We start from the raw sequence: 15,118 nt of genomic DNA, 5'->3' as shown, positions 1-15,118 counted from the left end.
GAGGCGGATCGCGTTTAGCCGATCGCGACCGCGGTGCGATCGATCTCGGCGGTCGCGGCGGCATAGTCGGTGCAGCTACCCGACCAGTTCTGATACACGCGGCCGTTCGCCGCCTTGTACCAGCTGCGGCAATGCGGATCGGCCCATACCGTCCGGTCGAGCGCCTGCGTGATCGTGTCGTTGAAACGTGCCTGCCCGTCCGCGGTGACGCGTATGGTGCGAGCCCCCTCGCCCTCCGCTGCCGCGAGTGCGCGCAGCATGAAGCCGACCTGCTGCTCGATCATGAAGCTGATCGAATTATGCCCCAGGTTCGTGTTGGGACCGTAGAGCATGAACATGTTGGGGAAGCCGTGCGCCATGATCCCCAGATACGCCTCGGGTCCGTCGGCCCATGCCTCGGCGAGCGTGCGACCGCCCTCGCCCACCACCTCCATCGACCAGTTCCACGCCGTCGTCTCGAACCCCGTCGCGAAGATCAGCACGTCGAGATCGTGGAAGCTGTCGGCGGTGCGCACGCCGCCCGCCTCGATCCGCGCGATCACGCTCGTTTCCAGCGTGACATTGTCGCGGCATAGCGCGGGATAGAAATCGTCGCAGATCAGGATGCGCTTGCACCCGATCGGGTAATCGGGGGTCAGCTTCGCGCGCAGCGCGGGGTCGGCCACCTGTGCCTCGAGATGGTCGAGCGCGGTGCGGGTAAAGGCGGCGCGCCCCTCAGGCGTCCACTTGAACGCCTGCCAGAAGAACGTGTCGGCATTGTCGAAGATCATTGCCCGGCTCGCCGCACCCAGCCGCATCGCGACCTCCAGGTTGGTCGCCATCAGCGCCTTCGCCTCGGGCGTGACCGCGGTGTCGTTGCGCGGGATGATCCAATTGGGCGTGCGCTGGAACACGACGAGGTGCGCGGCCTGCCTGGCGACTTCGGGGATCAACTGCACCGCGCTCGCCGCCGATCCGACGACCCCGACGCGCTTGCCGGTCAGGTCGAGGCGGTCAGGCCATTCCGCGGCATGGAACGTCTGGCCCGCGAAGTCGCGCACGCCTGCAATGACGGGCAATTGCGGACGCGAGAGCTGGCCCAGCGCCGGCACGATCGCGTCGAACGTCTCGCGCGCACCACGTTCGGTTTCGACCGCCCAGGTCGCGCTTGCTTCGTCCCACGCCGCACGCGTGACGCCCTCGTTCAGCCGCAGCACCTCGCCGAGCCCGAACTGTTCGACCAGTGCCTCGGTATAAGCGTGGATTTCGGGCCCGCGCGCGTAATGGTGGCTCCAGTGCGGGTTGGGCGCGAAGCTGAACTGGTAGAGGATCGCGGGCACGTCGCACGCGACGCCCGGATAGCGATTGGCGCGCCACGTGCCGCCGACCGCGTCGGCATGCTCGAACAGCGTCACTGAATGTCCCGCCGCGCGCGCCCGGATCGCCGCGCACAGCCCGCCCATGCCGGCGCCGATCACCGCGATCCGCTTGGTCATGCTTGCTCTCCATCACCCGCGGTCTGCCGCCGCCCGGTCAGGATGGCGGCAAACACGCGGGCGGGAAAGCGTTAACTCACGCGGTTGGGCGTCAGATCGCCGCCAGCGCGTTGGCGAAGTCGGCGATCAGATCGTCGGCATCCTCGACCCCGATCGAGATGCGCACGAGATTGTCGGTGATCCCCAGCGCCTGCTTGCGCTCGTCGGCGACCGAGAGGTGCGTCATGCCCGCCGGGTGGCTCGCCAGCGTCTCGGTCCCGCCGAGCGACACCGCGAGCTTCGCGATCTTGAGCGCGTCGAGGAACCGGAACGCCTCGGCCTCGCCACCCTTGAGATACAGCGAGAAGGTCGACCCACCGCCGGTGCAATTGCGGCGATAGATATCGGCCTGCCGCCCTTCGGGCCCCTCGGTGCTGCCCTCGGAGAGGAAGCCGAGATAGCCGACGCGCTCGACCTGCGGCTGGTCGCGCAGCCAGGTGCACACCTTGGCCGCGTTCTCACCCGCGCGGCTCATGCGCAGTTCCAGCGTCTCGAGGCTGCGCAGCAGCATCCACGCGGTGTTCGGGTCGCAGATCGTCCCGATCGTGTTGCGCATCGCGCGGATGACGTTGATCTGCTCCTTCGACCCCAGCACGCCGCCCGCGACCAGGTCCGAGTGCCCGCCGGCATATTTGGTCAGCGAATAGACGACGATGTCGGCGCCGTGCTTCAACGGCTGCGACCAGAGCGGGCCGAGGAAGGTGTTGTCGATCGCGATCGGCGGCTTGTGCTCGTGGTCGGCGAACACCGCGTCGCGGCTCGCCGCCACCGCCTCGACATCGACCAGTGCGTTGGTCGGGTTGGCGGGGCTTTCCAGATAGACGAGCGCGACGTTGCCGTTCGCGGCGGCCTTGCGCATCACCGCGTCGATCTCCTCGCGCGTCGCGCCCGCGGGGAAGTCGAGCCAGTTGATGCCGAACTTGCCCAGCACGCGCGCGATCAGCGTCTCGGTCGCGGCGTAGAGCGGGCCCGAGTGAACGATCGTGTCGCCGGGCTTGACCATCGACAGGAACAGGGTCGCGATCGCCGACATGCCGCTGGAAAAGGCGAGCGCATCCTCAGCGCCTTCCCAGATGCCGAGCCGGTCCTCGAGGATTTCCTGGTTCGGCCCGTTGAAGCGCGAGTAGACGAGCCCCTCGGCACCGCCCGGACGCTTGCCGGTCACGCCCTCGAAATGGCGCTTGCCCGCGGCTGCGTTGGGGAAGACGAAGGTCGAGGTCAGGAAGATCGGCGGCTTCAGCGACCCTTCTGACAGCGCGGGGTCGTAGCCGTGACCCATCATCAGCGTCGCGGGCTTGAGCGTGCGCCCGCCGATCGCGTCCACCTCCGGCTTGGGGGAGATGCGCTGTTCGACGCCGGTCATGTCGGCTTCGGTCTGGTCGGGCATTACGTTCCTCTCTCGCAGCGGCAGGCCGCTCGTGGCCGACCGCTCAGGGTTTGGTGTACGGCGTGAAATCGCCGAGCGCGCAGCTGCCGGTCGTGATCCCCGGCGGCAGTTGCACCGTGGTCGCGATGTCGCCGCTGCACGCGCGGGTCTGATACTGCCGCGAAACGAGCGCGTCACCCTGCGCGACGCGTTCGCACCCGCCATTGGTTTCGTTGACGTACACGAGCTTGTCGCTGATGCGGTAGATCAGCTTGTTGCCATAGGCGCTGAGTTGCGACTGTCGGAAGCGGGTGTCGATGCACGACTGCGGCTTTCCCGCCACCTTGCCCGCGATCAATTTCTGGTAGGCGAGTTCGGGTGTATCGCGCTTGGCGAGGGCAGCACCACCCGCGCCGAGCCCGACGCCCGCGACCAGCACCATCAACGGCAGTTTGTGCATCGCATCCACTCCTCGTCTGTTTGCTGCCAAACGTTTCTAACCGCGAAAAGAATCCTTCGCCTCACGCAACCGCTTGAATTCGCCGGCATTGCCCGCGCGCATGAACGGGTTGGTCGCCTGTTCCTCGGCGATGGTGGTCGGCACCGTCGGCTCACCCGCGGCGCGCTGGCGGTCGACCTCGGCCATCCGCGCGACGAGCGCATCATTGGCCGGCTCGACCGACAGCGCGAAGCGTCCGTTCGACTGCGTATATTCGTGCCCGCAATAGACGCGCGTCTCACCGGGCAGGTCGGCGTAGCGGCGGAAATTGTCGAACATCTGCTCAGCGCTGCCCTCGAACAGCCGCCCGCACCCGAGCGCGAACAAGGTGTCGCCGGTGAAGATCGCGGCGTCGTCGGCGAGGTGAAAGGCGATGTGCCCCGACGTGTGACCGGGCACGTGCAGCACGCGCGCCTCCTGCGCACCGATCGACACCGTGTCGCCTTCGGCCACCCCGCGGTCGAGCGCGCCGATCTTCTCGCGCTCGGCTTCTGGACCGATCACCGTTGCACCGCTCGCCGCGACCACGCCGGCGTTGCCGCCGACGTGATCGGGGTGCCAGTGCGTCGTCCAGATCGCGTCAATCGTCCAGCCACGCACGGCAGCGGCGTCGAGCACCGGCTGAGCCTCGCCCGGATCGACGACGATCGTCTCCCCACTGTCGGCATCGTGGACGAGCCACGAATAATTGTCCGACAGAACGGGGACGCGGACGATTTCGAGCCCCGATCCGGGCACACCCGCCACGGTCACCAGCTCCCGGTGTTGGGCATCGACTTCCAAGGCTCGGCGGGCTCTTTCGCGCCGCCTTCCTGCAACAGCTCGATCGAGATGCCGTCGGGCGACTTCACGAACGCCATGTAACCGTCGCGCGGAGGGCGGTGGACGATGTGGCCCGCGTCCTGCACCCGCTGGCACGTCTCGTAGATGTCGTCGACGTAGTAAGCCAGGTGGCCGAAGTTGCGTCCGCCGGTGTATTCCTCCGGCGTTTCGCCTTCGTTCGGCCAATTGTAGGTCAGCTCAACTTCGGCACGCGCGCGCTCGCCCGGCGCGTTCATGTCCTCGGGCGTCGCGAGGAAGATCAGCGTGAAGCGGCCCGCCTCATTCTCCATCCGGCGCACCTCCTTCAATCCCAGCACCTCGAAAAAGGCGATCGTCTTGTCGGGATCGGCGACGCGGATCATCGTGTGGAGGTATTTCACTTTTTCGGGTCTCCTGCGAACTGCGTGAGGGCATTGGTGGCTGAACGCCCGGCGGGCGCATCGGGTGCCAGCCGCGCGGCTTCCTTCCACGCTGCCTGCGCACGGTCCGCCTCACCCGCTGCGGCGGCGATGTTGCCCGCCTCGAGCTGGACCGAGGCGTCGTCGGCCGAGCGGCGGAGCGCCTGCGCGATGTCGAGTTTCGCGCGTGGCAGGTCCCCCATCCGCCGCGCCAGCGTCGCCGACAGCAGCCAGGCGAGCGGGTCGTCGGCGGCGTCCTTCGTCGCCAGATCGAGGTCGACGCGCGCTGCCTTCATGTCGCCGGTCGCGACCAAGGCGCGCGCGCGGTCGAGATAGGCCTCGCCGCGGTTGAGGTCGGTCAACGTTCCCGCCGCCAGCGCCGCGTCGAGCGCGGCGCGCGCCTTTGCCGCGTCACCCGCGGCGAGCCAGGCATTGCCCGCCTGCGCCCAATAATCCGCCGCCCGCGCTTCCTTCGCCAGTTCGGCATTGCGCGCCGCCGCGGTGAAGGCGGTTGCGGCGCCGGCGAAATCATCCTGGCCCGCGAGCGCGACCCCGCGGCACGCCTCGCCCGCGCGGCCGAGCGTGCGCGCGACCTGCTCCGCCCCGGCGGGATCGGTGCGCGCCTGCGTGACGCAAGCGTCGAGTTTCTGCGTCGGCGATGTCGGGGGCGTGCCCGCGGCTTGCGCGGCGAGCAGGGCAAGGAACTGGATCACGGCAGCACGTCCTCCACCGCGCGGATCAGCAGCGCGACATCGGCGTCGCGCGACAGGCGGTGATCGCCGTCCTTGACCAGCCACGTCTGAACGTCGCTTGACGCCAGCATCTCGGCCAAGCGGCAGGTGCGATGCCATGGCACGTCGGGGTCCTTCTGCCCTTGCAGGAACCGCACCGGACAGGTGACGTCGATTTCCCCGAACATCAGCCGGTTGGCCTCACCAGACTGCCAGAACCGACGCGTGTAGACGGTCGGCGCGGGGCCGTAGGGATTGGGGCGCTCCAACCGGCCGTGCTGGAGCAGATACATCTTCTCGTCGGCCGAGAAGCCCCAGTCGGTGAAGTCGGGCGCGGGCGCGATGCCGACCAGCGCGTGGATACGCTCGGGCCGCGCCTTCGCCGCCAGCAGCATGATCCACCCGCCCATCGACGATCCGACCAGCACCACCGGCCCCTCGACCGCGTCGTCGATCATCGCGAGCGCATCGTCGCGCCAATCGGCGAGGCTCTGCTCCTCGAACTTTCCCTCCGACGCGCCGCAACCGGCATAGTCGAAGCGCAGGAACGCGCGGCCGTGCGCCTTTGCCCAATCCTCGAGCGCGACCGCCTTGGTCCCGGTCATGTCCGACGCATAGCCCGGCAGGAACACGATCGCGGGGCCGCGCCCCTCGGTCAGGTGATAGGCGAGCCGCGGCCGCTCGGCGGCGTGATGGGGATGATCAGACATGCGGCCAACATAGGCGCGCGAGCGGTCACGCGCAAAACGCGCCGGCTGCCGCGCGCGACGGCGCTCAGTCGCGCTGCGCGAGCATCTCCACCATCTCGGCCGCGAGCAGGCTGAGCGTATCGTCGCGCGCGCCCATGACGACGATGCGGTCGCCCGCCCTCGCCTCCGCCACCAGATGCGCCGCCGCCGCCGCGCGATCGGGGATGTGTAGCGCGTGACGCCCGCCGAGCGTCACGTCGCGCACGATGTCGGCGCTCGTCACCTCGCGGCTGGTGGTGCCGCCGTGATAGAGCGGGTCGGGCATCACGAGCAGGTCGTCCGCCGCCAGCGCACGCGCGAACATCGCGACGAGCTCGGCGCGCATCACCTTCAACGGCCCGAACCCGTGCGGCTGGAACAGGACGAGCAACCGGCCGGGAAAGGCGTGCAGCGTGTCGAGCGTCGCGGCGATCTTGTCGGGATTGTGCCCGAAATCGTCGATCACCGACACGCCCGCCGCCTCGCCGACGAGGTCGAAACGCCGGCGCAAGCCGGTGAACCGCGCCAGCGCGGCCGCCGCATCGGCGAGCGACACCCCCGCCGCCTGCGCGGCACCCAGCGCCGCGAGCGCGTTCGAGACGTTATGCCGCCCGGGAACCTGTAGCGTGACCGGCAGCGTGCCGTCGGCATGATGTAGCGTGAACGAGACCGCGAACGGCTCCTCGCGCACGTCACGCGCGACCAGATCGCCCGCGCCCTCGACCGAGAAACGCGTCACCCGCGCCGCGGGCAGCGCCATCGCCAGTGCCGCGGCGTCCGCGTTGTCGGCATTGACCACGGCGTGACGCGCGTGGGCGAGAAAATCGCCGAACAGACGGTTGAGCTCGTCGAGCGATTTGTGGTCGAGGCTGACGTTGTTGAGCACCGCGACCCGCGGACGATAGAGCGCGATCGATCCGTCGCTCTCGTCCACTTCACTGACATACGCCTGGCCCGCACCCACCAGCGCGCTCGCGAACGGGCGGTCGGCGCTCGCGAAATCCTTCATTACCGCGCCGTTCATCACCGTCGGATCGCCACCGATGCGATGCAGGATCGCCGCGATCATGCCGGTGACGGTCGACTTGCCGCTGGTGCCCGCGACGCCGATGCCGAGCGAGCTGGCGTTGAACAAGGCGGCGTTGAGTTCGGCGCGGGTCATTCGCGCGCAACCGATCCGCGCCGCCGCGACCATGTCCGCGACCGTGTCCTCGACTGCGGCGGAGGCGACGACGATCTGCTCGTCCGAAACGACTCCACTGCCGTCCTGCGCGAACAAGTCGATCCCGAGATCGCGCAGCGCGTCGAATTTCGCCGGCACGCGTCCCTGATCGAGCCCGCGATCCGACCCGGCGACGATCGCGCCGCGCCCGGCGAGGATCATCGCCAGCGGCATCATTCCCGATCCACCGATCCCGACCAGGAAGAAGCGCTTGCCGCGCACGTCAGTCGCATTGCCGTCTTGCATGGCTGCGGGCTATCGGCTGTTCGCGGAAACAGGGCAAGCCGAGGAGCAATCACGAACATGCGGATCGGCGTCGTAGCGGCCTCCAGCGCCGCCAACCCCGATGTGGTCGCGCCCGTTTCGGCGCTGGCGGCGATCGCCTATCCCGAGGTCGACCTCGTCTTTCATCCGCAATGTTTCGCGCAAGCCGGGCATTTCGCCGGATCGGACGCGGTGCGCGCCGCCGCCTTCGTCGGATATGCCAACGATCCGTCGCTGAGCGCGATATGGTTCGTGCGCGGCGGCTACGGCTCCAACCGCATTCTGGCGGACGCATTGCCGCGGTTGAACGACGCCGCGCGCGCGAAGACCTATCTCGGCTATTCCGACGTGGGGTTCCTGCTCGCCGCACTCTACGCGCGCCGCATCGGCCACCCGGTGCACGGCCCGATGGCGAGCGACATCGGCCGCAAGGGCGGCGACGAGACGGTCGCGCGCGCGCTCGGCTGGATGGCGAGGCGCGATCGCGCGGCGCTCGAACCCGGGCTCGCGGGCCAGCCTTCGATCGCGCTCAACCTGTCGATCCTGTCGGCGCTGATCGGGACGCCGTGGCTCCCTGATCTCGCCGATCACGTACTGATCGTCGAGGAGGTGTCGGAGGCGATGTACGCGATCGACCGGATGCTGTTCACGATGGCGAACGCGACTCAGCTGCGCGGCATTGCGGGCGTACGGCTCGGCGCGGTCACCGCGGTCAAGCCCAACGAACCCGACTGGGGTGAAACGCTGGAGGCGATGATGGAGCGCTGGTGCCGCGACCTGCACGTGCCCTTCCTCGGCCGCGCCGAGATCGGACACACGCAGGCCAACCGCGTGGTGCCGTTCGGCCTGGTCTAGTCGGCCTGTACCCGCAGCATCGCGGCGGCGGCGACCAGCATCGTCGCGGCGGCGAACGCCATCGTGTAGATCGGCTCGCCCGGAAAGAAATGCTTGGTGATCGACCCCATCACGGTCGCGACCAGCAATTGCGGGACCACGACGAACACGTTGAACAGCCCCATGTAGATGCCGAGCTTGCGCTGCGGCAGCGACGAGGCGAGGATCGCGTAGGGCATGGCGAGGATCGTTGACCAGGCGATGCCGATCCCGACCTCGCTCAGCAGCAGCCACTCGTGGTCGGGCACGACGAAGATGCTGGCAAAGCCCGCCGCCCCGCACGCGAGCCCCACGATGTGCGTGCGCGCGAGCCCGATCCGGCGCGCGAGGAACGGGATCAGCACCAGCGCCGACACCGCCGCGACGCCGTTATAGGTGGCGAACAGGACGTCGACCCAGCTCGCTCCCTCCTGATACGCCGCACTGCCCGCCGTGCTCGCGCCGAAGAAGCGGCTCGTCACGACCGGGGTCGTGTTGATCCACATGATGAACAGCGCCGACCAGCTGAAGAACTGCACCAGCGCCAGCCGCTTCATCAGCGGCGGCATGCCGGAGAAGTCGCCGACGATATGCCCGAGCATCCCCGCGCCCTGTCCGCCGCGCGCGCGACGCACCGCGATGAGGCTGGCGAGGCCGTAGCCCGCGAGCAGCCCGCCGAGCAGATAGACCTCCTTCTCCAGCCCGGTCGCGGCGACCAGCGCGATTACTGCCGCGCCGCTCGCGATCCAGGCGAGGCACGCCGCGTCGCTGCGCGCGGCGAGCACGCGCAGCACGTGCGCCTCCTCGCCAGCCTCAGCCACACCGTCGAACCGCGCAAGTTCGTCGGGCGAATATTCGCGCGTCGACACCACGGTCCACAGCACGCTGGCGAGCAGCGCCGCGCCGCCGAACCAGAAGGCGTAGCGCACCGAATCGGGGAGCGCGCCCGCCGCCGCCGCGTTCGACACGCCCAGTTGCTCGAGCGCCCAGGGAAAGATCGACCCGACGACCGCGCCCGCGCCGATGAACGCGGTCTGCACCCCGTAACCCGCGGCGTGCTGATCCTTGTCGAGCATGTCGCCGACAAAGGCGCGAAACGGCTCCATCGAGATGTTGAGCGACGCGTCGAGTACCCACAGCATCACCGCGGCGAACAGCAGCACCGGGCTCTCGGGCATCAGCAACAGCGCGATCGCGGCGAGCAGCGCGCCGGCGAGGAAGTACGGCCGCCGCCGCCCGAGCCGTCCGAACCACGTCCGGTCGCTCAGATGCCCGATCACCGGCTGGACCAGCAGTCCGGTCAGCGGCGCCGCGACCCATAAAGCGGGCAGATCGTCGAGGCTGGTGCCGAGCGACTGGAAGATCCGGCTCATGTTCGCATTCTGCAACGCGAAGCCGATCTGGATTCCGAAGAAGCCGAACGAGATGTTGAGGAGTCCCAGCAGGCTCTGCCGCTTGCGCCGGTCGAGCGCGCCCTCCGCCTCAATCGCTGCCGCTACGCTGGCCATACATTCTCTCCGTTACGTGCGCGCGAGCGCCGCGGCGTGGTCGCCGAAATTGAGCAGACAGCCGTCGAGCAACCGGTCGATGCCGGCCGCGTCGATCGGCGATTGCGCCGGCGCGAGCCGTGCGTCATCGGGAAAGGTGCCGTAGCCCGCGAACAGCACTTCCCACGACAGCGGCGAATAATAGCCCGCGAGATCACGCCGCGTCACCTCGGCGGCGACGTCGCGGCCTGTGAACCACGCGGTCATGATCGCCTTCAGATCATCGGACAGGTGATCGTTGGCGGCGTTGGCGCGCCAGAAGTCGGTGTCGTTGCGCTGGTTCAGCCGATAATGCGCGACGATGTAATCGCGTACACCCTCGAAGCGTCGCGCTATCCCCGCATTGAACGTGTCGCGGTGACGGGGCGTGCCGCCGCCGTCGCCGTACGCCTCGATGAACCGTTCGACCGTCGTCTGCGTCAGGTGGAGCGCGGTCGCCTCCAGCGGCTCGATGAAGCCTTGCGCCAGCCCGATCGCGAGGCAGTTGGCGTGCCACGCGTGTTCGACCCGGCCGACCTTCATCGTCAGGTGGCGCGCCGCGACATCGGCGTCGAGCAGCCCCAGATGGTGGCGCAGTTCAATCTCCGCCGCGTCCGGCGACTGGTAGTCCGACGCATAGACGTAGCCGTTGCCCGTCCGCGCGGTCAGCGGGATCTTCCACGCCCAGCCATTCGACAGCGCGGTCGCGGTCGTGTGTGCATCGAGCGGGGCGTCCGCCGCCCGCGGGGTCGGCAGCGTCACCGCGCGATCGCAGAACAGGTTCGACGCGAACGGCACGAAGCGCACGCCGAGCGCGCGCTGCGCGATCACCGAACGAAACCCGCTCGCGTCGACGAAGATGTCGCCTGCCAGCCGCTCACCGCCCGCGAGCATCAGCGCCGCGACGTCGCCGCCATCATCCACGTCGACCGCGTCGACGCGCGCCGCGACATGGGTCACGCCGCGCGCCAGCGCATGATCGCGCAACACCGCGCCGACCTTGTGCGCGTCGAAATGATAGCCGTAGCCGACCTCGAACGGGAAGCTCGCGGACGCGAGCGGCGCGCGATGCGCCCGGGCGAGCCGCGTGTTGAGGAAGAAGCGGTCGGGATGCGCGTCGACCGCGCGGCCCGTCCGCCGCGCCAGCGCGCTGGCGTGGAACGCGCCCGCGGTATGCAGGTCGATCGCGCTCGCGAAGGGGTGGAAATAGCTGGAATAGCCAGCGCGGGCCGACCAACCGTCGAAGCGAATGCCGGTCTTGTAGGTCGCGTCCGCCGCGGGCATCCACGCATCGTCGGCGATGCCGAGACGCGCGAACAGCGCGCGGAGCTGCGGGGTCGATCCCTCCCCGACCCCGACGATGCCGATCTCGGGCGCCTCGACCACGGTCACGCGCGCCCGCGGCCATTCGCCTGCAAACAGGCACGCCGCCATCCACCCCGCGGTGCCGCCGCCCAGCACGACGACCGTGGGGGAGAGAGGCGGCGCTGTGTCCATCAGCGACGGATACGCCCGCCCGGTGCGACGAAGCGGATCGCCTGCCCGCCGCCCGGCGCCAGCTTGATCGTCAGCGTGTCGCCGCCGCGCACCTTGATCGTCTCGATCTTGATCGAGTGGCGCGCCTCGGTCTTGTAATCGGCGTCGTCGCCGTCGCGGTACACCTGCGCGGTGTAGGTCTTGCCGCGGTCGAGGAAGTCGGTCGCGACCGTCAGCGTGCGCGCATTCTCGTCGGTGATGCTGCCCAGATACCAGTCGTTCGATGCGCGATCCTTGCGCGCGACCGTCACGTAATCGCCGACTTCGCCGTTCAGCACGCGCGTGTCGGACCAGTCGACGGGCACATCGCGGATGAACTGGAACGCGTCCATGTGCTTGGCGTAATTCTCGGGCGTGTCCGCCGCCATCGCGACCGGCGAATAGATCACGACGTAGAGCGCAAGCTGCTTCGCCTCGGTCGATTGCAGCGGGCTACCCTCCGATCCCGTCAGACTCAGCACGCCGGGCGTGAAGTCCATCGGGCCGCCCAGCCACTGGGTGAAGAACATGTTCGCCTCATGCTCGGGCGGGTTCTTCCCCGGCCAGGCGTTATATTCCATGCCGCGGCCACCCTCGCGGCTGAGCCAATTGGGATAGGTGCGGCGGAGCCCCGTATCCTTGACGGGTTCGTGGCTGTCGATCCCGACGCGGTATTTGGCGGCGGTGGTCACGACGCGGGTATAATGGTTCACCATCCACTGCCCCTCGTGCCATTCGCGGTGCTTGGAGCCGTCGGGGTCGACGCGCTCGATTTCGCCCGCGTCGGTGACGTAGCCGGTCTTGATCGCGGGGATGCCGTGATCCTGCGCGTATTTGAACGCGCGGTCGAGCTGCGCGTCATAATGGCTCGCCGAGCCGCCGGTCTCGTTGTGGCCGATGATGTAGACGCCCTTCGACTTGGCATAGCGCGCCAGTTCGGCCGCGTCGAAATCGGGGGTCGGCTGGTCGAATTCCATGCCGTTGCCGTCGCCGAACCAGTCGCCGTTCCAGCCGACGTTCCACCCCTCGACCAGCACGCCCGGAATCTTGTTGGCGGCGGCGAAGTCGATGTAGCTTTTCACGTTGGCGGTGGTGGCACCGTGCTTGGGCCCCGTCGCCCAGGTCCAGTCGCCCTTGATCATGTTCCACCACACGCCGACGAATTTGCCCGGCTTGATCCAGCTCACGTCGCCCAGCTTGTTGGGCTCGTTCAGGTTGAGCTCAATGTGGCTCATGTAGAGGCCGGGGGCATCGTCGGCGATGATGATCGTGCGCCACGGCGTCGCGAACGGCGCGTCGCGGCTGACCTTGGGCGCGCCCGAACCGGGGGTGAGCACCGCGCGCAGCGTGGTCGAACCCGCGACCTTGGCGAGGTTCATCGCCGAATAATCGACCAGCGCGGCCTCGTGGATCGCGACGTGCGTGCCATCGGTCAGCTTCGCGGTGAAAACGGTCTGCGCGGTGCCGACGGCGCTGATCGGCGTCTTGTTGTAGAGATACTCCTCGCGATTCCACTCGAACGCGGGCTTCCACCACGCGGTGCCGTCCTCCGCGAGCGCGAACTGGGTCAGCTCCTCCGCGATGTTCGCGTGATGCAAATTGGGCTGGTCGGGGAAGGAGTAACGGAAACCCACGCCGTCGTCGAAGATGCGGAAGGTCACGACCATTTCGCGATTGAGGTTCTTCGTCTCGCGCAGGCGGACGACCAGCTCGTTGTGATTGTCGCGGATCGTCTTCCACTCACCGAACGGCTGCGTCCACGACGTGTCGCTCTTGGTCTGCGACGTCGAGACGAGCGCCAGACTGCGGTCGATCTTGCGCGCGTCGGTGAACAGGAAGCCGAGCGCGCTGGGCGCGATCACCGGCTTGCCGCGGCGCGCCACCGCGTAGGTCGCGCGCCCGTCGCCGTCGATCGCCACCGACACGGTGATCGAGCCATCGGGCGAGGTGCCGCGCGCGACGACATTGTCACCGGGCGAGGGCACGCCCGCGCGCGTATCCTGCGCGAGCGCGATCCCGGGGGTCAGTGCGGTGGCGGCGGCGAGCGCCAGCAGCATGGTCTTCATCGAGGTCAGTCCTTTCGCGCGATCAGCGCGCCATAGGGGGCAAGATCGGCACTGGTGACGCCGATCGAGCACAAGGGAGTGAGGTCGGCGGCATCCGCCCAGACCTGCGGCTCGGCCGACAGGTTGAAGGCGCAGACGACGCGGTCGTTGTGATAATTGCGCGCGAAGACGAGCAGCGCGTCGTCGGCGTGCAGCACCTCGAAATCGCCCAGCCTGAGCGCTGCCTCGTCGCGGCGCAGCGCCAGCACGCGCCGCGTCCAGTTAAGCAGCGAGTCCGCGTCCGCTTCCTGCACGTCGACCGCGAGGTCCGCGTGATCGTCACCCAGCGGCAGCCACGGCTGCGCGGTCGAGAAGCCGAGCTGGGGCGCGTGCCGGCGCCACGGCATCGGGGTGCGCGCGCCGTCGCGGCTCAGCGTCAGCGGCCAGTTCGCGATCGCCTCGGGATCTTGCAGCAGCTCGAACGGCACGTCGACCTGCGTCAGCCCCAGTTCCTCGCCGTAATAGAGGATCGGGTTGCCCCGTAAGGCCGCGAGCAGCAGCATCTTCATCCGCGCGAAGGCGGGGGCGTGCTCGGGCGCGGCCCAGCGCGAGATCGCGCGCGGCGCATCGTGGTTCTCGAACGCCCAGCTCGGCCAGCCGACCCCGGTCTCGTCGGGCCATTTCGTTACCGCGTCGACGACCGCTGCCGGGGTCAGCGCGGGCGCGTAAAGGAAGTCGAAACCGTAGGAGCTGTTCAGACGCCGGTCGTCGGCGGTGAACAGCTTGCGCTCGCGGTCGCTGTCGGGTCCGCCCACCTCCGCCACGGTGAAGCGCTCGTCATATTCGTCGAACACCGCGCGGATACGCTCGATAAAGGCCGGAATGTCGGCGTGGCTCTGGTTGTACTTGTGCTCCTGGAAATCGAACGGACGCGTGCGCGCGCCCTTGTCGGTCGCGGGCGGATTGTCCGGGAAGGCGGGATCGTACATCAGGAAGTTGAGCGCATCGAGCCGGTAGCCGTCGGCACCGCGGTTCAGCCAGAAGCGCGCCACGTCGAGCAGTGCTGCTTGCACGTGCGCGTTGTGACCGTTGATCTGTGGCTGTTCCTTCAGGAAATTGTGCAGGTAATATTGCCCTCGCCGCGCATCCCACGTCCAGGCCGGGCCGCCGAACACCGACTGCCAGTTGGTCGGCGGGCTGCCGTCGGGCTTCGCGTCGCGCCAGACGTACCAGTCGGAATGCGCGCTCGTCCGGCTGCTGCGGCTGTCCTTGAACCACGGATGCTGGTCCGAGGTGTGCGCCCACACCTGATCGAGCAGGACCTTCAATCCCAGCGCGTGCGCGCGCGCGACCAGCGCGTCGAAGTCGGCGAGCGTGCCGAACACGGGGTCGACGTCGCAGTAATCCGACACGTCATAACCGAAATCGGCCATCGGCGAGGTGAAGAACGGCGAGATCCACACCGCGTCGACGCCGAGTGCGGCGACGTAATCGAGGTGCGCGGTGATCCCGGCGAGGTCACCGACCCCGTCGCCGTTCGCGTCGGCGAAGCTGCGCGGATAGATTTGATAGATTACCGCGCCCTTCCACCAGGGGTCGCTCGTCTTGTTCATCA

The 15,118-nt window shown here is 68.3% G+C and carries 13 protein-coding genes; 1 reads left to right on the top strand and 12 read right to left on the bottom strand.

All coding sequences use genetic code 11. The features are described 5' to 3' along the window. Positions 1-14 precede the first annotated feature (14 nt). The 8 genes from KZ810_RS15825 to KZ810_RS15790 form a co-directional block, all read right to left on the bottom strand. Positions 15-1,475 carry a flavin-containing monooxygenase gene (locus KZ810_RS15825; protein WP_219770083.1) on the bottom strand — a complete coding sequence of 487 codons (1,461 nt, stop codon included), beginning with the start codon at positions 1,473-1,475 and terminating at the stop codon, positions 15-17. Between the two features lie 91 nt (positions 1,476-1,566). Continuing rightward, a complete protein-coding gene (locus KZ810_RS15820) occupies positions 1,567-2,901 on the bottom strand; it encodes a cystathionine gamma-synthase family protein (protein ID WP_219770082.1) in 1,335 nt (444 codons plus the stop codon). Between the two features lie 43 nt (positions 2,902-2,944). After that, positions 2,945-3,340, bottom strand: a complete 396-nt coding sequence (locus KZ810_RS15815) for a hypothetical protein (RefSeq protein ID WP_219770081.1) — start codon at positions 3,338-3,340, stop codon at positions 2,945-2,947. Positions 3,341-3,376: 36 nt separating this feature from the next. Then, positions 3,377-4,132: a hydroxyacylglutathione hydrolase gene (gene gloB / locus KZ810_RS15810; protein WP_308461578.1), complete on the bottom strand. Its 756-nt coding sequence runs from the start codon at positions 4,130-4,132 to the stop codon at positions 3,377-3,379. Further along, on the bottom strand, positions 4,129-4,581 hold the full coding sequence (locus KZ810_RS15805) for a VOC family protein (protein ID WP_308461577.1): 453 nt from the start codon (positions 4,579-4,581) through the stop codon (positions 4,129-4,131). Before KZ810_RS15805 ends, gloB begins: the two co-directional genes overlap by 4 nt. Continuing rightward, positions 4,578-5,312, bottom strand: coding sequence for a tetratricopeptide repeat protein (locus KZ810_RS15800; protein WP_219770080.1), 735 nt, complete (start codon positions 5,310-5,312; stop codon positions 4,578-4,580). Before KZ810_RS15800 ends, KZ810_RS15805 begins: the two co-directional genes overlap by 4 nt. Further along, the gene (locus KZ810_RS15795; RefSeq protein WP_219770079.1) at positions 5,309-6,040 is read right to left on the bottom strand and encodes an alpha/beta hydrolase; all 732 of its coding nucleotides are present in this window, start codon (positions 6,038-6,040) and stop codon (positions 5,309-5,311) included. Before KZ810_RS15795 ends, KZ810_RS15800 begins: the two co-directional genes overlap by 4 nt. A 64-nt stretch (positions 6,041-6,104) precedes the next feature. Then, positions 6,105-7,526 carry a glutamate ligase domain-containing protein gene (locus tag KZ810_RS15790; RefSeq protein ID WP_219770078.1) on the bottom strand — a complete coding sequence of 474 codons (1,422 nt, stop codon included), beginning with the start codon at positions 7,524-7,526 and terminating at the stop codon, positions 6,105-6,107. 57 nt (positions 7,527-7,583) lie between these two features. On the opposite strand from KZ810_RS15790, the gene KZ810_RS15785 reads away from it, so the two are divergent. Beyond that, entirely contained in the window at positions 7,584-8,399 is an 816-nt protein-coding gene (locus KZ810_RS15785; RefSeq protein ID WP_219770077.1) for an LD-carboxypeptidase, read from the top strand. Here KZ810_RS15785 and KZ810_RS15780 read toward each other — a convergent pair. Genes KZ810_RS15780 through KZ810_RS15765 form a run of 4 tightly spaced genes read right to left on the bottom strand, consistent with a single transcriptional unit; the run spans position 8,396 to position 15,116 of the window. Continuing rightward, positions 8,396-9,925, bottom strand: a complete 1,530-nt coding sequence (locus tag KZ810_RS15780) for an MFS transporter (protein ID WP_219770076.1) — start codon at positions 9,923-9,925, stop codon at positions 8,396-8,398. The two genes, KZ810_RS15785 and KZ810_RS15780, sit on opposite strands and share 4 nt — an antisense overlap. 12 nt (positions 9,926-9,937) lie before the next feature. Next, entirely contained in the window at positions 9,938-11,440 is a 1,503-nt protein-coding gene (locus KZ810_RS15775; protein WP_219770075.1) for a tryptophan halogenase family protein, read from the bottom strand. Beyond that, positions 11,440-13,524, bottom strand: coding sequence for a glycoside hydrolase family 97 protein (locus tag KZ810_RS15770; RefSeq protein WP_219770074.1), 2,085 nt, complete (start codon positions 13,522-13,524; stop codon positions 11,440-11,442). The genes KZ810_RS15775 and KZ810_RS15770 overlap by 1 nt, the downstream gene beginning before the upstream one ends. 5 nt (positions 13,525-13,529) lie before the next feature. Beyond that, positions 13,530-15,116 carry an alpha-glucosidase family protein gene (locus KZ810_RS15765; protein ID WP_219770141.1) on the bottom strand — a complete coding sequence of 529 codons (1,587 nt, stop codon included), beginning with the start codon at positions 15,114-15,116 and terminating at the stop codon, positions 13,530-13,532. Positions 15,117-15,118: the final 2 nt, after the last annotated feature.

Source organism: Sphingomonas citricola (genome assembly GCF_019429535.1).
Classification (GTDB): Bacteria; Pseudomonadota; Alphaproteobacteria; order Sphingomonadales; family Sphingomonadaceae; genus Sphingomonas; species Sphingomonas citricola.
Note: the sequence above shows the minus strand (reverse complement) of the source record. Positions and strands in the feature narration are given on the sequence as shown.